The sequence below is a fragment of the Natronomonas sp. genome (genome assembly GCF_028274965.1).
Taxonomy (GTDB): domain Archaea; phylum Halobacteriota; class Halobacteria; order Halobacteriales; family Haloarculaceae; genus Natronomonas.
The window spans coordinates 1-14,861 of sequence record NZ_JAQCNO010000005.1 but is presented as its reverse complement, the minus strand read 5'-3'; the positions used below and the strand labels follow the sequence as shown (position 1 = coordinate 14,861).

Annotated in this window: 15 protein-coding genes and 1 pseudogene; 5 read left to right on the top strand and 11 right to left on the bottom strand. The window is 63.9% G+C overall.

Annotation, left to right across the window (positions count from 1 at the left end; genetic code table 11):
- Positions 1 to 332 precede the first annotated feature (332 nt).
- Together Q0916_RS00825 and Q0916_RS00820 are read left to right on the top strand one after the other, a co-directional pair.
- On the top strand, positions 333 to 722 hold the full coding sequence (locus Q0916_RS00825) for a RidA family protein (protein WP_299233021.1): 390 nt from the start codon (positions 333 to 335) through the stop codon (positions 720 to 722).
- 269 nt (positions 723 to 991) lie between these two features.
- A complete protein-coding gene (locus Q0916_RS00820; protein WP_299233018.1) occupies positions 992 to 1,612 on the top strand; it encodes a hypothetical protein in 621 nt (206 codons plus the stop codon).
- Positions 1,613 to 2,115: 503 nt separating this feature from the next.
- Here the strand turns inward: Q0916_RS00820 and Q0916_RS00815 are convergent.
- The 8 genes and pseudogenes from Q0916_RS00815 to Q0916_RS00785 form a co-directional block, all read right to left on the bottom strand.
- Positions 2,116 to 3,165 carry a hypothetical protein gene (locus Q0916_RS00815; protein ID WP_299233015.1) on the bottom strand — a complete coding sequence of 350 codons (1,050 nt, stop codon included), beginning with the start codon at positions 3,163 to 3,165 and terminating at the stop codon, positions 2,116 to 2,118.
- Positions 3,166 to 3,474: 309 nt separating this feature from the next.
- The gene (locus Q0916_RS00810; protein WP_299233012.1) at positions 3,475 to 4,668 is read right to left on the bottom strand and encodes an AI-2E family transporter; all 1,194 of its coding nucleotides are present in this window, start codon (positions 4,666 to 4,668) and stop codon (positions 3,475 to 3,477) included.
- 396 nt (positions 4,669 to 5,064) lie between these two features.
- On the bottom strand, positions 5,065 to 6,591 hold the full coding sequence (locus Q0916_RS00805) for a phosphoenolpyruvate carboxykinase (ATP) (RefSeq protein WP_299233009.1): 1,527 nt from the start codon (positions 6,589 to 6,591) through the stop codon (positions 5,065 to 5,067).
- Positions 6,592 to 7,055: 464 nt separating this feature from the next.
- Positions 7,056 to 7,232 carry a DUF7511 domain-containing protein gene (locus Q0916_RS12195; protein ID WP_422656516.1) on the bottom strand — a complete coding sequence of 59 codons (177 nt, stop codon included), beginning with the start codon at positions 7,230 to 7,232 and terminating at the stop codon, positions 7,056 to 7,058.
- A gap of 174 nt (positions 7,233 to 7,406) precedes the next feature.
- Positions 7,407 to 8,659, bottom strand: a pseudogene (locus Q0916_RS00800) (sugar phosphate nucleotidyltransferase).
- A gap of 40 nt (positions 8,660 to 8,699) precedes the next feature.
- Positions 8,700 to 8,891 (bottom strand): hypothetical protein, encoded by a 192-nt coding sequence (locus tag Q0916_RS00795; RefSeq protein WP_299233006.1) that lies wholly within the window; start codon positions 8,889 to 8,891, stop codon positions 8,700 to 8,702.
- Complete coding sequence (locus Q0916_RS00790; protein ID WP_299233003.1) at positions 8,888 to 9,235, bottom strand: HalOD1 output domain-containing protein; 348 nt, start codon at positions 9,233 to 9,235, stop codon at positions 8,888 to 8,890. Before Q0916_RS00790 ends, Q0916_RS00795 begins: the two co-directional genes overlap by 4 nt.
- Before the next feature lie 79 nt (positions 9,236 to 9,314).
- Positions 9,315 to 9,956: a helix-turn-helix domain-containing protein gene (locus Q0916_RS00785; RefSeq protein WP_299233000.1), complete on the bottom strand. Its 642-nt coding sequence runs from the start codon at positions 9,954 to 9,956 to the stop codon at positions 9,315 to 9,317.
- Positions 9,957 to 10,144: 188 nt separating this feature from the next.
- Here Q0916_RS00785 and Q0916_RS00780 point away from each other — a divergent pair, with 188 nt between their 5' ends.
- Entirely contained in the window at positions 10,145 to 10,798 is a 654-nt protein-coding gene (locus Q0916_RS00780) for a helix-turn-helix domain-containing protein (RefSeq protein ID WP_299232997.1), read from the top strand.
- 39 nt (positions 10,799 to 10,837) lie between these two features.
- Here the strand turns inward: Q0916_RS00780 and Q0916_RS00775 are convergent, their stop codons facing one another.
- On the bottom strand, positions 10,838 to 11,281 hold the full coding sequence (locus Q0916_RS00775; protein WP_299233222.1) for a hypothetical protein: 444 nt from the start codon (positions 11,279 to 11,281) through the stop codon (positions 10,838 to 10,840).
- On the opposite strand from Q0916_RS00775, the gene Q0916_RS00770 reads away from it, so the two are divergent.
- Complete coding sequence (locus Q0916_RS00770; RefSeq protein WP_414689302.1) at positions 11,198 to 11,995, top strand: glycosyltransferase; 798 nt, start codon at positions 11,198 to 11,200, stop codon at positions 11,993 to 11,995. The genes Q0916_RS00775 and Q0916_RS00770 overlap by 84 nt on opposite strands.
- Before the next feature lie 54 nt (positions 11,996 to 12,049).
- Here Q0916_RS00770 and Q0916_RS00765 read toward each other — a convergent pair whose 3' ends face one another.
- Both Q0916_RS00765 and Q0916_RS00760 read right to left on the bottom strand, forming a co-directional pair.
- The gene (locus Q0916_RS00765) at positions 12,050 to 12,649 is read right to left on the bottom strand and encodes a hypothetical protein (RefSeq protein WP_299232988.1); all 600 of its coding nucleotides are present in this window, start codon (positions 12,647 to 12,649) and stop codon (positions 12,050 to 12,052) included.
- Between the two features lie 515 nt (positions 12,650 to 13,164).
- The gene (locus Q0916_RS00760; RefSeq protein ID WP_299232986.1) at positions 13,165 to 13,398 is read right to left on the bottom strand and encodes a hypothetical protein; all 234 of its coding nucleotides are present in this window, start codon (positions 13,396 to 13,398) and stop codon (positions 13,165 to 13,167) included.
- A 174-nt stretch (positions 13,399 to 13,572) separates the two neighbouring features.
- Between Q0916_RS00760 and Q0916_RS00755 the strand changes: the two genes are divergently transcribed.
- The gene (locus Q0916_RS00755; protein ID WP_299232983.1) at positions 13,573 to 14,022 is read left to right on the top strand and encodes an NUDIX domain-containing protein; all 450 of its coding nucleotides are present in this window, start codon (positions 13,573 to 13,575) and stop codon (positions 14,020 to 14,022) included.
- Positions 14,023 to 14,861: the final 839 nt, after the last annotated feature.

The window sequence follows — 14,861 nt, the reverse complement described above, 5'->3', positions numbered from 1 at the left end:
TCCGGTCCAAAGTATAATTATATCGTTTCGTTTTATATGTCGGTACACACTTGCCGTACCAGGCTGTTGCGCGGGGGGCAACTCCGATTTCGCGCGCAATTACTGTATTTCGTATATGTTTTGTAAACTGATACTATTTGTTTACCGGGAACACTACCTGGATCGAACCGAAGGAGGGTCTCGGACGGACACAACTCGCGTCCGGAGTTTGTTCAGGTCGTTAGCCCGGCGGCCACAGAAGGCGGTGTATCGGGAACGCCTCCGTCGGTGACGTGTCACACTACCGTTTCGACCGAGGGAACGCCTTTGTGTGCTGTCGAGCGATCCGGTGTATGGAGCGAAAACGAGTGTCTTCCGGAACACAGTGGGAGTCGGACGTCGGATACTCTCGTGCGGTTCAGGCGGGCGCGGAGGTCCACGTGTCGGGGACCACGGCGACCGACGACGCGGGGAACGTAGTCGGAACGGGGGAGCCCTACGAGCAGACGAGACAGGCGCTCCGAAACGTCGAGAACGCCCTCGGAGAGACCGACGCCTCGCTCGAAGACGTCGTCAGGACCAGAATATACGTCACCGACATCGACAGGTGGGAAGCGATCGGTGACGCCCACAGCGAGGTGTTCGGCGCCATCAGACCCGCCACCAGCATGATCGAAGTGAGCCGTCTCATCGACCCGGAGCTGCTGGTCGAGATCGAGGCCGTTGCGATCGTCCCAGAGTGAGCGCCCGCGCCTCGCTTCGGCCCGCCCGTGTGTCGCGCGTCTGTCGATCCGTGGGATCGCAGCGGTCCGACGAACTCGAAGGTGATGCCAACGTGGTCGGCCGGCGAGATAAGATAGATCACATTGCCAACAACTGTTAATCGTGGGCTCACAACCCCGAACAAACGCTCTCCGGCCCGATTAAACCGTTTTGATCCGAACAAACTCGGCGAAACTCCGTCTAACGGTGTCCCCGGTTTATGTCCCTCACAGCCGTCGTACCGATCGCAATGTCAGTCTCGAAATCCCTGCTGGCCGTACTGGCGGTTCTGCTCGTCGCTGGAACCGGCGCTGCGGCGACGGGACTCGCACAGACGGAGTCCGACGCGTCGTCTGCGTCCGTATCCGAGTTGGAGATGGACGCAGCGCTCGATAACGAGACGGTCACCGTGACCGCGACCGACGGCGGCGAGCCCGTAGAGAACGCCTCGATCACCGTCGAGGGCGAAACGGAAACGACTCTCAGTACCGGCCCCGATGGGACCGCGACGGTCGGCCTGTCGACTCTCATTGAGTCCGGCGAGTCGCTCGAGGAACTCGAAACCGAGTACGAGTCCGACGACGTGGAGGGCGAACTGGAGTACGTCGTCGAGGACGGCTCGCTGACGCTCGTCGAGGAGACGTACGAGTACGAGATCGACGATGAAGCGGACGACGAAGCGGACGAAACGGACGACGGGGTGGACGACGACGACCGCGGGGCGGACGACGAACGCGAAGAGAACGAGCCAGACGAGGACGAAGACGGAGAGGACGATGAGGAAGATGAGGATAATGACGAAGACGACGAAGAGGTCGACACGGAGGACGAAGAGAGCGACGACGATGACGACCCCGAAGCCGACGCCTGATCGCCCCTCTAACAAACAGTATTGAGAGTAGCGTTATCTGAAATAGACGGGATCGCGTTTTTACATTCCAACCCAGAAACGCAGCGACGGACCGAACGCATCTACTGGTGTACGGCTATCGGTATGCCGAACGGGGCGTCGGAGAAATCCGCGGTAAAGTACATTTTGAATACTGTCTTATCTTCTGATACTTAGCTCCAGACGTGCCTGATCAGCCGCTCGTACGTGGACTGACAACGTTGGCTCACGGCCCGAAACGGGCCGGTATTCGGGTCACGTTGCGGTCGACGAAACTGTGATCCAGCCCGACGGTGGACGATGTTAGCTGTATGCACTGTCGGTCTTGAGACGAATGATCTGCGTCGCACGAATCCTGTACCGACGACACGACCGTTCTCGCTTACTCGTTTCCCGCCGGACTCTCGGAGAAACACGACGACTCCGACGCCGCGTTCCTCGTCGGTGCGCCGTAGAAGTAAATTCATGCCGTGGGCCTGCACTCGCTATCGCCAGGAAAAGCCCCGAGACCTCGTTGGCGGCGCGAGCGGACTCGTCGGGAGGTCATCGCTCGGATCGGGCTCGTTGTACCCTTTTGGAGCCACGTCGTTCGGCGCGTCGGGATAGAACAGCGAAGCGACCGCGTGGATGTGCTCGCGTCCGACGCCGAGTTCGAACTGTCCACCCCCGAACATCCGAATGTTACGCTCCCGGCAGTAATCGACCGTGTCGAGAAGCGACCGAACCGAGCCGAACCGTGAGGGTTTGATGTTGAGCCACTCGGGCTCCCACGGGAGGTCCTCGATCGTCTCGACTCCGCGGATCGGGTAATCCCACGTCACGCGCGCCTTTTGGCCTTCGAACAGTGCCCGCGTCTCGCCGTTCAGTTCCGGGTCCTCGATGAGCGCCTCGGGAAAGTGTTCGATGATCCGCTCGTAGAGCTCCGGGTCGGCCGGCTGATCGACCGTCGTTCCGTGGTACTGCCCTTTGAGATCGAGTGTCCGGACGGCGCCGGTCGCCGCGAGTCGCTCGATGACCTCCGTGGTCCACCCCGATGTCGGGTCGAGTTTGAACTTTAGCTCGGGGTTGCGCTCGAGCCACTCGAGTACGACGTCGCCGGTCGGTGGGTCCTCCAGGCGTGTACTCACGACGAACCGAACGGGGTCGTACGTGCGGCCGAGACGGTCGGCGAGGGTGGTGTCGGCCTGCTTCAATGCGAGATCGAGCGCGGCGCTCTCGAAGGCCCACCGTCTGTAGTTACGAAACACCGACTGGCTCGGTTCGGCACCGTCGAAGAGATCGAACTCGGACGCGTGGCTGGAAAACTCCTCGAAGACGTACTCGCCCGATAGGGGAAGGTCTCCCGCGGACCCCTCGACCCTTTCGTGTGCGTCGTTGTCGTAGGTAACGTCCTCGCCGCGTCCGGTTTCGCCGTCGCCGTGTAACGAGACGACGGTCGTCGCCCGGGTGAATCCGCTGGACGTGTCCCGCTCGCGGTGCTCGAACTCGTAACCATCCACGTCGAGTTCCAGGCCGGAGACGTGATCGTACAACATCGTGGCCCCACCTTCGTCTCGGTCTCATTTATAAATGTGAGATGACTGCAGCAGTTAGTAACGCTCCCGTGCCTCTTGCTGTCGCTTTTATATACCACTCGGCCCCCACGTGGCCTCTGCGAACCCCACGGTCGCCCACGCGACCGCCGGACGACCTCGGGGAGATCGATCCTCCCGGAAGTAGGTTCTAAGCGGACATACCAATCGTGGGAGGGCGCTGCCGGGCACTGATCTAGGTGGACAGCCAGTTGTGACACGGACGGTCTCCGCGCGAGCACGTCGAACGGCGCCTGACGGCGAGCGAGGTGTTCACTCCGAGTCGGGGTCCTCGTCGGAGTCGTTGACCCGTTCCGACTCGTCGCCGCCGGGTGCGGTATCGGGCTCGTGAGTACCGTCGTCGGCCGTCACAGTGTCCGGTCCCCGATCGGATCGGTCACCGATTGGCTGGGTCGATACCGTCTCCGTGTCCGGTCCGAAGAGATCCGGAACGACCTCGCGTGCGAAGTCCGTGATGACGACAAGGAGCAGGGGGCCGAGAAACAGCCCGTACCATCCGAACAGCAACGGGCCGAAGATGTACGCGAACATCACCGCCCCGACGTGGAGGTTTCGCCCCGAGACGTACGGACGGATGATGAAATCCGGGATCGTGTCCACGACGACGAACGTGATGCCGAAAAAGACGAGCGGGAACCAGAGCAACTGGGGATCGGAGATCACCGCCAAGCCGGCGAGATAGAGAGACACCGGGATGTAGATTATCTTCATCCCGACGACCGGAATAAGACTCCCGGCTCCGGCGAGCAGACCGAGCAGGATCGGGACCGGAACCGGGACGGTCGGCGGTGCGATCGCCCCGAGAGCCGAAAACACGATCGCGCTGGCGGTCCCCGTGAGCAGCGCGTTCAGGATGTTCCCGAAGAAGACGGTCTTGAGGTCGGCGTCCACCGCCCGCCCGTAGCTGACGAGCGTTTCATCGGGGAAACGACCGCGGATCCACGCGGCCAACCGCTCACCGTCACGAAGCAGATAGAACGCCAGCGCCAGCACGATGAACAGGTGGAGGAGACCGCTGAGAACGACCCCGAGGTACGTCGTTATCGCCGCGGTGAAGTTCACCCCGACGGTCCGTAGGCGCGACTCCGTCAGAAGCCGTCCCGGATCGGAGGCCAGCGTCCGGAGAACCACCTGGAGTTCACCTATCAGACCGGCGAAGTCGGTGTACGGGGTCAAGAGCCCTTCGTAGCCGGACAGGTTCAGTTCGGCGAGCGACCGGAGTTCGCTGATACCGAGCGCGGCCGTGTACCAAAACAGCAGGATGACGGGGAGTACGAGCACGAACAGGGCCACCGCCGCCGCCAGCGTCGGCGGTCGGATTCGCCGCCGGAGACGGACGTAGATCGGGCGGGACGCGTAGTACAGAAAGAGGCCGAGGACGAACGTTCTGATGAACGAGTAGATGACGAACAGCAGGACGCCTGCGAGGACGACCGCTAGTCCCATCCAGACGGTGCGAGCGTTGTCACCGGAACTAAACATGGAGTTCCCCCGGCGCGTTGACGACGGTTGTATTGACCTTCATCGGCGCACCGGTAGTTATTCAGTGCTTACCGGCCGAGCGGGACGAGGCCAGGGCCGTGAGGCGACGCTGACTCTGTCTGTCCCGTGTGGACCTTTGCTGGAGTGGTGGTCTCAGTTGAGCCACGGGGGCTCGCGTTTGAACCGGTGGCTGCACGAGGGACACGCGATCACGCGGCGGTCGGCGCCGATGACGACGACTGTGAAACGGTGGCTCCAGGTTCTGACGCCGCACTCGGGGCACTGACGGGTGAGAGGTGGTAGCACGGTGAATACGAGCCCCGTACGCTAACCGCCGTTCGGTCGGGATCGCGGAGGCATCTAATACACCGCGTCCTCGATCGATTCGTCGAGCTCCTCGAACTCCGAGAGGTACTCGGCCCGATCGGCTCGCAGCTCGCGGAGCTTCGTTTCGTAGTTTTCGACGTGATCCGGCACGGCGAACTCGTCGATGTCCATCCCCGGCACGGAGCGGGGAACCGTGAGCCCGGTCTCCTCGCTGTCGGTCCACTCGACGGTTCCGCGAGCGATCTCGCGAAGGAGCGTCACCGACTCCTCGACGCCGATGTCCTTCGCTCGCTCGCCGAGGTACCCGGTGTTGAGGACGAAACAGTCCGCGTCGAGATCCGAGATGAGCTCCCGAAACCGGTTCCCTTCCGCCCCCTCCGGACCGGTGATAAACGGGTTGGTGCCGACCACGCGGATCGACTCGCCGGCGCTTTCGGGGTCGCCCGCGCTGGTCTGGACCGATTCGCCGAGCATGAACGCCGCGGCGGCCTCGGTCGTCGAGAGCTTTGCCACCGGGGGCATCACCGGGTTCCGCGTGATGAAAAACACCTGATCGACGGTGTCGAGATCGATCCCGTTGTCCGCGGAGGTGAGGTGCTCCCGGAGGATCGCCGCCCGCCCGTTAGCGGTGTGTTCGTCGCTGTCGAAATCGACGGTGCCATCGCCGGTGACGGCGACGTTTTCCAGAACGGCCGACTCGTGCGTTGCGGCCGCGTACGTTTCGGGCTGTTCGTCGGCGCTGAGACCGATCGTCTTCACGTAGAGCCCGTTGCCCTCGCTGCCGGCGACGGTTCCGTCGGGCAGGAGTGCGCAGATGTCGTCCTGCAGCATCGTTGCCGACTCGGGCTCCTCGAGCCACAGCCCGTGGGCGGTCAGCGTCGACTTTCCGGTCGCCGAGAGGCCGAGAAACACCTGGCCGACGTCCTCGAGGCCGTCCTCGTCGGTGTGCAGCGTGACCCGCTTGCTGCCGGCGTGGATGCCCAATCCTCCGCGCTCTTTGACGCGGCGCATGAACAGCCGGAGGAACGACTTTTTCGCCTCGCCCGAGTAGTCGCTCCCGAGGACGGCGGTCACGCCGGTATCGGGGAGCACGCGGATCGCGATTTCGTCGTGATCGGGGATCTGAACGGTGACGAAGTCCGGGTCGACGCCGCGTTCGGCCGGTTCGAACAGGTTGGTCATCGTCAGCGCGATCCGGGCGTACCGCGTCGGAACGTAGTACCGGCCGACGTACGAGTGATCGGGATGACGGGCGATCCGTCGGTCGAGACAGATCGTTTTCCGTTCGCGAGCGCACTGCAGGGCGGTCTCGATGTGAGCGTGGTCGGTCGCGTCGAACGCGTCGTCCACGGCGTTTTTCGTCCGATCGGCACACCGGGAGCGCTGTTCGGTCACGTGCGCTAGAGAGCCGAACTCAGTCTCCGTCTCCGTTCCCGTCTCGAACTCCCGCGAGAGCGCCAGGAGTCGATCGGGCGAGGGGTTATAGATCACGCTGTCCGCTTCGATCGGGTCGGGAAGCGTCGTTTTCGGCGCCGGAGGGATCAGTCTGGGATCCGACATTGTGAGCGAAGGGAGCCGGGCGCTTATAAATATAGACGGGTTACCGGCGTCGTCCGGACGCGCCGATTCCGAACGAGGACAAGCGCTCGAAAGCACTCGTTAACAGGTCCTCGTTCGGCGCTACTCGGTCGGATTACGCGACCGTCGTATCTGTGTGTTCGACACGCGACACCCCGCCACCGGTCCGGACGGCGCGTGTTCGCACCTCAGATCCGTAGGTGGTCTGCCCCACCGGGCGCAGCATACCACGTCTATAACAGAGGTATGCCTGTTATATACTACACGACGCACAATGCACACCGACCCGTCCTCTCGACGGGACGACCCCCTGCGGTGTCGCGCGTTCGCAGCGACGACGTGACGTCCGACCTTCGGTGCGGGTCCCGTCGCCTACGCAGCTTTCATCGGACGTGCGGCTGGTACAGACGCCTGCCGTGGGGTCGGGTTCCGCGGTCGCCGTCGGGTTACTGTCGGGAGGTGATCGGACAGAACGAACCTTCCTTCGCTGTTATCCACGCGGTCGTTCGCTCCTCGATGTCGCTGTCGGCTGGGTATATCGTGCACTCACTCGGCGCGTCGTCGTAATCGACGACGACCGATTCGAGCAGGCCCGGCCCGGAGCTTCGTTTGATCAATGACATCTGCATCCGGGCTACGGACGGACGTGGTATTGTTATCCTCCGGCTACCGGCGCTTTCAGGGCCTCTATCCCGGCAGCGTTCCCGCCGGCGCGTCGGGCTCCGAGTGGCGCTCCGAACGTGGGTCTCGGGCTGTCGACCGTCCGCGCATCGACGTCGTCGCGCTTCGGCGCTGTCTCACCGGTCGCGCGAGACGATCTCTCCGGGATCGGTTCGGGTGTCGGCCGAGAGCGTCACGCCCGGATTGAACCCCGGTGTATCCCGGTCTTGACCCCGGGGCCGAGCACCACGCCGAACGTCCGCCGCTCCGTGGAGACCCGGGTACCGTTGACGGTAAGGGAGACGCACTCCCCGTCGTGACGGAGGTTCGAAACGTTCGTTCCCGCTCCGAGGTTCACGTCGCGGCCGAGAACGCTATCGCCGACGTACGAGAGGTGTCCCACGGTTGCTCCGGGCATCACGACGCTGTTTTCGATCTCGACGCCGTGTCCGATGTGTACGTCCTCGCCGATCAGACTCGCGCCGCGGACCAACGCGTTCGGCCCGACGGAGCTTCCGGACCGAACGAGGGTGGGTCCCTCGATAACGGTGCCGGGGCCGATCGAGGCGCCCGGGTGAACGACGACGTCACCCCGGAGCACCGCGCTCGGATGGATCTCCGGCGCTTGGCGCGCATCGCCTGTTCCGGTCGCTCGGTCTCGGTCGGCGGTCACCACCGCTCCGCCGTCGGGGATCGTCACTCCGTCGGCCGCGCCCGGCAGCCGGCGTTCGTTCGCCTCCAACAGCTCCCAGGGGCGCCCCACGTCCATCCAGCCCTCGAAGGTCACGGGCGTTAGTTCATCGCGCTCGATGAGCCGATCCAGAACGTCGGTCAGTTCCCGCTCCCCTCGCTCGCTCTCGGGGACGTCGAGCAGCCGGATGGCCGCCTCGGGGAAGGTGTACGCGCCGGCGTTGATCAGGTCGCTGGCGGGGTCGTCGGGTTTCTCTCTGACCGCCGTGACCGTCCCGTCGTTCGTGATCAAGACGCCGTAGCCCGACGGATCCTCGACGCGGGCGGCGCCGACCTGCGGGACGGCCGAAAACAGCCGGGAAATGTCTTCGGCACGGTACAGCGAATCGCCGTTCATGACGGCGAAGTCGTCGTCGAGAAGATCGGCCGCCGCGTTCAGCGCGTCCGCGGTCCCGAGTTGGTCCGGCTGCTCGGCGTACCGGATCGGAACGCCGGCGTGCTCCGAGCCGAAGTACGACCGGATCCGATCGCCGCGGTAGCCGACGATGAGTATCAGCTCGTCGGCCCCGGCCGCTGCCGCGGCGTCCGCGACGTGTGCGACGAGCGGGCGGTCGGCCACGGGTACCATCGGTTTCGGCATCGTCTCCGTTATCGGCCCCATCCGGGTTCCCCGTCCTGCCGCGAGAATGACTGCTTGCATGGACCGCCGTTCGCCCGGGGCCGGATTTAGTATGCGGTCGTTACTCGTCGTGGTCCGGCTTTCGCAGTTCCGTGACGACCACGTCCCAGTCCGGATACCGGTCGCCGTTTCGGCAGTCCCAGCCGCCCGTGACGTCGACGCCGTTGCCGTGTGCCTGCTTGAACAGCAGCCGTATGCCGACGGCGAGTTCCTCCGGCGTCTCCGGCGGTCGTCTGTCGGGATCGACCGTCATTCGTCCGGATCACTCCCGTCCGTGTCGCGTTCCGAGGGGGTGATCGAGATCACACCGCGGTCGTTGACGGTGATCGAGTGCTCCTCGATAGTGAACCGGACCGAGACCTCTCGTTCGGTCTGCTCTCGGCCGCGGAGCAACTCGTCAAGGGCGTCGCTGTCCACGGCGTAGTGGAGCTGCTCCAGTTCGGTGGGGCCGACGTTCAGCGCCTTGGACACCGACGCGATGACGGCCAAACTCGGAGGCGTCGTTCCCCGGTCGTACCGCGCCCGGTGCGTGTCCGATTCCGGATGGTACTCGAAGGACTCCAGATCGACACCCGCTCGTGTAGTCACCCTACTCATACGTAGAACTAACTCCTCTGGGTCGGTTCAGTATTGGCTCTGATCATACAGGAGGTATATATACGATCCCGGATCGCGGTCAGCGATCGATGACGGCACCCCCGATCAGTCGTCGGTGGCCGCGCCTGAGCCGCGAGGACAGCGACTGTTGGGTGATACCGAGTTCGGCGGCGATCTCCTGGAGCGACGACTCGCGCGGCGAATCGAAATACCCGTGTTCGTAGGCCAACACGAGCGCCTCCCGCTGTGCGTTCGTCAGTTCGTAGTTGTCGTCCTGTATCGGGAGCAGCGCGTGGACGGCGGTGATCTCGATCGGGATGTCGTGGTCCTGACAGCTGGTCCGGAACTCGCTGATGGTCTCGTGATCATCCCCGCGCACCTCGAAGTGCCAGCCCTCGACCGTTCCGATCCCGGAAAGCACGGTGACGTTGGCCGCCGCGAGCGCGTCCAGAATCCCGAAGTACTCGGAGTGCCACTCGGCGCGCAGGAGGTACTCGTCCTCGACGCTGTCGATGAGTTCGATGTTCACCACGCCGGCGTGGGTCTCGAAGACCGCTTCGATGTCCTCGACCGACGCGCCACGTACCCAAAAGTACGGGATGAGAAGCGTCTCCTGGGGAACGAGTCGCTCTAGCTCGACGGTCACGCCCGGCACGTTCTCGAAGACCGTCCCGAGCGGGAACTCCTCGGCGGGGCTCGAAAACTCCATCACGGTGGCCATGTCTAACGGTCCGGTGCGCGCGAGTGTAACACGTCGGTATGACAACTCGGGGTGAGAACGCCCCCGACGCGGGCGCCGCGGTGCCCCGACGAGCGGGAACCGGCGTCTACCTCAGCGTCTCGCGCGCTCTCAGCTTGGTGAACAATGGCTTGCTATTATCTGGCACGCGAAGACGGGTAGACGTAAGGATGAGTGTGATCGTAGAATTCCAGACCGAGTCTGCGGACTTCGAACTCGGCCGGATCCTCGACGTGGGGGGGATGTCGTCCGTCGAACTCGAACGTCTGGTCCCGATCAGCAGTCGTACCGTCCCGCTCTTTTGGATTCACGACTCGGACAGAGGGTCGTTCATCCAGGGGATCCAGGACCATTCGGCCGTGATCACGGCCACCGAGATCGACGTGTTCGACGACCGGGCGCTGTTTACGCTCGAGTGGGACGCGAGCAAGGACTCCGTTATTCGAGGCCTCGAGACGCACGGCGGACAGCTGTTGAGCGCCCTCGGCACGTCGGAGATATGGGAGTTCGAGGTGCGGTTCTCCGATCACAACGCGCTCTCCGAGTTCAACAAGTACTGCAACGACGTCGGAACGCCGACGACGATAATCCGCATCTATAACCCGACACAACCGGAGAGCGAACCGTGGTACAATCTGACGAACCCACAGCGCAAAGCGCTTCTCCTCGCGGTCGAGTCCGGCTATTACGACATCCCGAGGGGCTGTACGACGAAAGAACTCGCCGCGGAGTTGGGCATCTCGGATCAGGCCGTGACGGAACGGCTCCGCCGCGCTATTTCGACCCTCGTCACGAACGCGCTCGTTTCGGTCGACGGTGCGTAGCCGCTCGGTCCGTTCGAAGCGGATCCGGCGACGAAACCCTCAGCCCCACCGAACGTGATAGGCGAGGACGGTCACAACGCCGATCAGGACCACCACGGCTCCGGCGCCGAACCCGACTCTGCGCTGGGTTTCCGTCCCGTCCGGCGTCTCCGGGGCGGACGTTCGCGTCGACGTCTCCTGTGGCGACGTGTCGGTTCCCGTCGGATCGGCCGTCGAATCGGAGGGGTCCGGCGAGGACGGCGACTCCGTTCCGGCTTCGAGCGCGGCGCGTTCAGCGGTATCCGCTCGCTCCGACGACCTGTCGGTCGCGTTGATCAGGACCGTCGTCTCCGCTCGTTCGTCGCCGACGCCGGCGGTGAGCGTCCACTCGCCGGCGAACGGGCGGTCACCGACGACGACGTGGACTCGCGGTCGATGCTCGATTACGTCCGGTTCTATCGACGGGTCCGTCGGCGCTCGAGAGAGCCGTACGACGTCGTTCACGCCAACTACGGCCTGACGGGGCCCATGGCGCTCGCCCAGTCGATCCGCCCGGTGGTCGTCTCGTTTTGGGGGTCCGATCTGCTGGGGAACGTCGGTCGGATGAGCCGCCTGTGCGCCCGGCTGGCCGACGCCGTCATCGTGATGAGCAACGAGATGGACGGGATGCTGAAGACCGAATCGCACGTCATCCCACACGGCGTGGATCTCGACCTGTTTCGGCCGTTCTCGCGGGAGGCGGCCCGGAGATCGGTCGGCTGGCGATCCGATGCGACGCACGTGCTGTTTCCGTACGCGTCCCAACGCGAGGCCAAGGACTACCCGCGGGCCGAGCGCGTGGTCGATCGGGTCCGCGGCCGGATCGACGGGGACGTCGTCTTACAGACGCTCCACGACGTGCCGCACGCCCTGATGCCGCTGTACATGAACGCCGCCGACGTTCTCCTGTTAACCTCGAAGAGCGAAGGATCGCCGAACTCGGTCAAGGAGGCGATGGCGTGTAACCTGCCGGTCGTCGCGACCGACGTCGGGGACGTCAGCGAGCGTCTCGCCGGCGTCGACCCGTCGTTCGTCTGTCGGACCGACGGGGCGCTCTGCGACGGCCTCATCGACGTTCTCGGGGCGAGACGCCCGTCCAACGGCCGGGAAGCCGTCGAGCCGCTCGGGATCGATCGGATGGGCGAACGGATCAAAGCGGTGTGCGAGTCGGTGCTCTGACGTCCGGCCGCCCGAGACCGAAACGAGACGATCGATCGGGACTCTCGTAGGGCCCTATATACCGAGCCACTCGTCGTTCCGGATTTCGTACCCGTTCGCCCGACAGAACTTCGCCGCCTGCCGTCGCACGCTGCGGGATCCCGGGAACGCCCCGTTCAGTTGGGCTTGCGTGATCACCCAATCGCCGATCACCGCCACCCCCTCGTCGTCGTCATCGGCGTCGATCGCCCGGAGTTCCTGCAGCGTCCGCTCGTAGGCGTCCCGCTGTGATTCGTCGGGATCGACGCCCCGAACCGTCTCGCCGGTCTCGACGATCCGTTTCATCACCGCGGCGACGCTCGGTCGTTTCACCCGCTGTCGAACGGCCGACGGAGACCTGAAGCTCTCTCCGTCCGTGTCGGGCAGGAGCTCCGCCACGGTGTGGGTTTCGTCGGGCGATTCGATCCTGTTGTCGCCGACGGCCGCAACGATCGCCGATCCGGTCGTCGGAAACCGCAGCGCGCCGAGATCCGCTTCGAGGCGCGCGAGCGAGTCCGGGTCGATCGGTGGTTCGGGCTCGTCGCGGCGTTTCAGCTCGGTGGCGAGGTCGCGTTCGCGCTGGCGTTTCTCGCTGTCGTCCGCCTGCTCGTCGCGGCCGCTCTTGTTGTCTGCCACTCGTTCTCGTAGGCGATCCGACCGCATAACCCTGCGGCATGACCCGCGGCCGCTGTCGGTGACTGAGAGGGGTACCGACGGCTATTCACCACACTCCGTCCACTACCCCACGAGGGTTTGTTATACAGCATCTGGATCTGGGATCGGTCGGCTTACAAAACGGGCAGTCGAACGGAGCGCGTCGTGCAGTTCTCCCGAAACCCCGTGCCACGAGAGGGTATGGCTCAGTTAGTTCGCGGTAGTACCGTCGTACACGACCGGATACGCCCGATCGCGTCCGTCAGCGAAGCGTAGGCGTCGTTACGATCGCTCAGTGCAGGACAGTCCGTTCGGCCTGATCGGATCCCGTTTGCGACCACCGTATCAGGCTTCGATCCGACGGAGCCACACTCCGAGACCGACCAGCGCCGTTCCCGCCGCCGCTACCCAGAGCACGCGTGTTGCAGTGCGTAACAGCGGCTCCGTGCTGCCCCCTACGCCGTTCCAGTACAGCTCGAACACGAACAAACCGGTCATCACCCGACCCCGTACGCGCCGGCCGCCACCGTCTCCTGGCCCGTCGGTCGGGTGTACAGAAACGTTGCTAACCCCGCCGCGAGAACCAACACGAGGACCCCGTAGTTGGCGAGAAGTTCGAACAGCACCGCGAATGTGACCGGGATCCCAACGACCACCGCCAGGCGGCGTCGCTCGGTCCCCGAGACGAACGCAACGACGTGACCGACGACGGGTCGCGGCCGCTTCGACATACGTCCCACAGGTTCGCCTCAGGGAAATCCCTTCGCTACGTCCGTACCTTCGGCGAGCAGTCGTTTCAGAGGACTGCATCGGGAGTTCGGATCCGACAGAGTCCGTCGTAGAACGAAGGGTCGACGTGGTAGTAACTAGCATTTACTTATTCGGTAGGGCCTGCCCTCTCGGGTATGTTCAGCCATCACGCGGACTCCTACGAGAACAGCGCCGGCGCAACGCACACCGAGAACCCGGTCAGACGCGGCGCAAAGACGATCGTTTCCTCCGGCTCTCGAGTGCTTCTGATCAGAGAGCGCCACTCGGACGGCAGGACGTTTTGGACGCTCCCGGGCGGCGGGGTCCGGTCAGAGGAGTCGCTCACGGAGGGCCTTCGTCGGGAGCTGCTCGAAGAGCTCCGCTGTGATTCCGTCGTGATCGATAGCGCGGGGACGTTCTGGTACGCCCATCACAGCTCGCCGGGCGTCGTCTCTCATCATACGGTGTTTTCCTGTTCTGTTGTGCCCCCCGTACGACCCGTTCGGGGCGAGGGCATCTTGGAGTCGCGGTGGGTGTCCCCGGAGCGCCTGCCGCCGGAAACGGTTCCGCAGGTCCGGCGACTCCTCGTGGATCGTTCGCCGTGAGCGCGGCGACCGCTCCGGTGTGATAGTCACCCGGCGGAAGCGCCCGGGTGGTGACCGACAGTCCACCGTGAAAGCGCTGTTTTGATGCGTTAGGCCGCACCCGTGTTATCGCGTCCGCCGAACGCGTCGTAGCGGTAGCGATCGGTGAAGGACGTCAACCGGTAGAAGCGGCCCACGGGACCGACGGCTGTCCGCGGCAGAGTGGCTTCTATCATTCCCCATATATATGACATGGTGTACTATACCGAAATACTATGATTCGATACCGAGTGCTAACAGATGACTTCCAGAGAGACAACGTGTCTCGCTGACGCACGTCTGATGCTGGGAGTCATCCGAGGCCGAACCCCCTACCCACCATCTCCACCGGAATCCACCCCTTCCGGTGATTTTCGACGACCCCGTGTACGGAACCGTAGAGGTGTCTCTACACGACGCGAGTCCCGCCCGGGAGAGAGGCATCGGCGGGAGATGCACACGAACCCCTGACACGCGCAACAATGACATCCTCCGCGCCGTGAACGGCGCGGTTTCCACCATGGGCGTCTCAGTCGGTCTAAGATTCCCCGGCGACAACATTCCCGTCGCTGTTGACGGTACTTGGGTCTGTGCGCTGTTGTTTGGGACGATGGGAGTGTGATGAAAAAGAATTGCGGCGATAGGGGCATTCACGCGCTCCGTTGACCGGTTCGTAAACTACCCCACCCTACTCCCTCGGCGCATACGCGCCTCGGTCCTTGAGGGTGGGGCTTTGATGTGGACTCCCGGCAATCAGTCACCAGCAATAGGCCGGTGACTCTCGCCGTTCAACGTCCCACCATTCACACGCAGGTCTACTT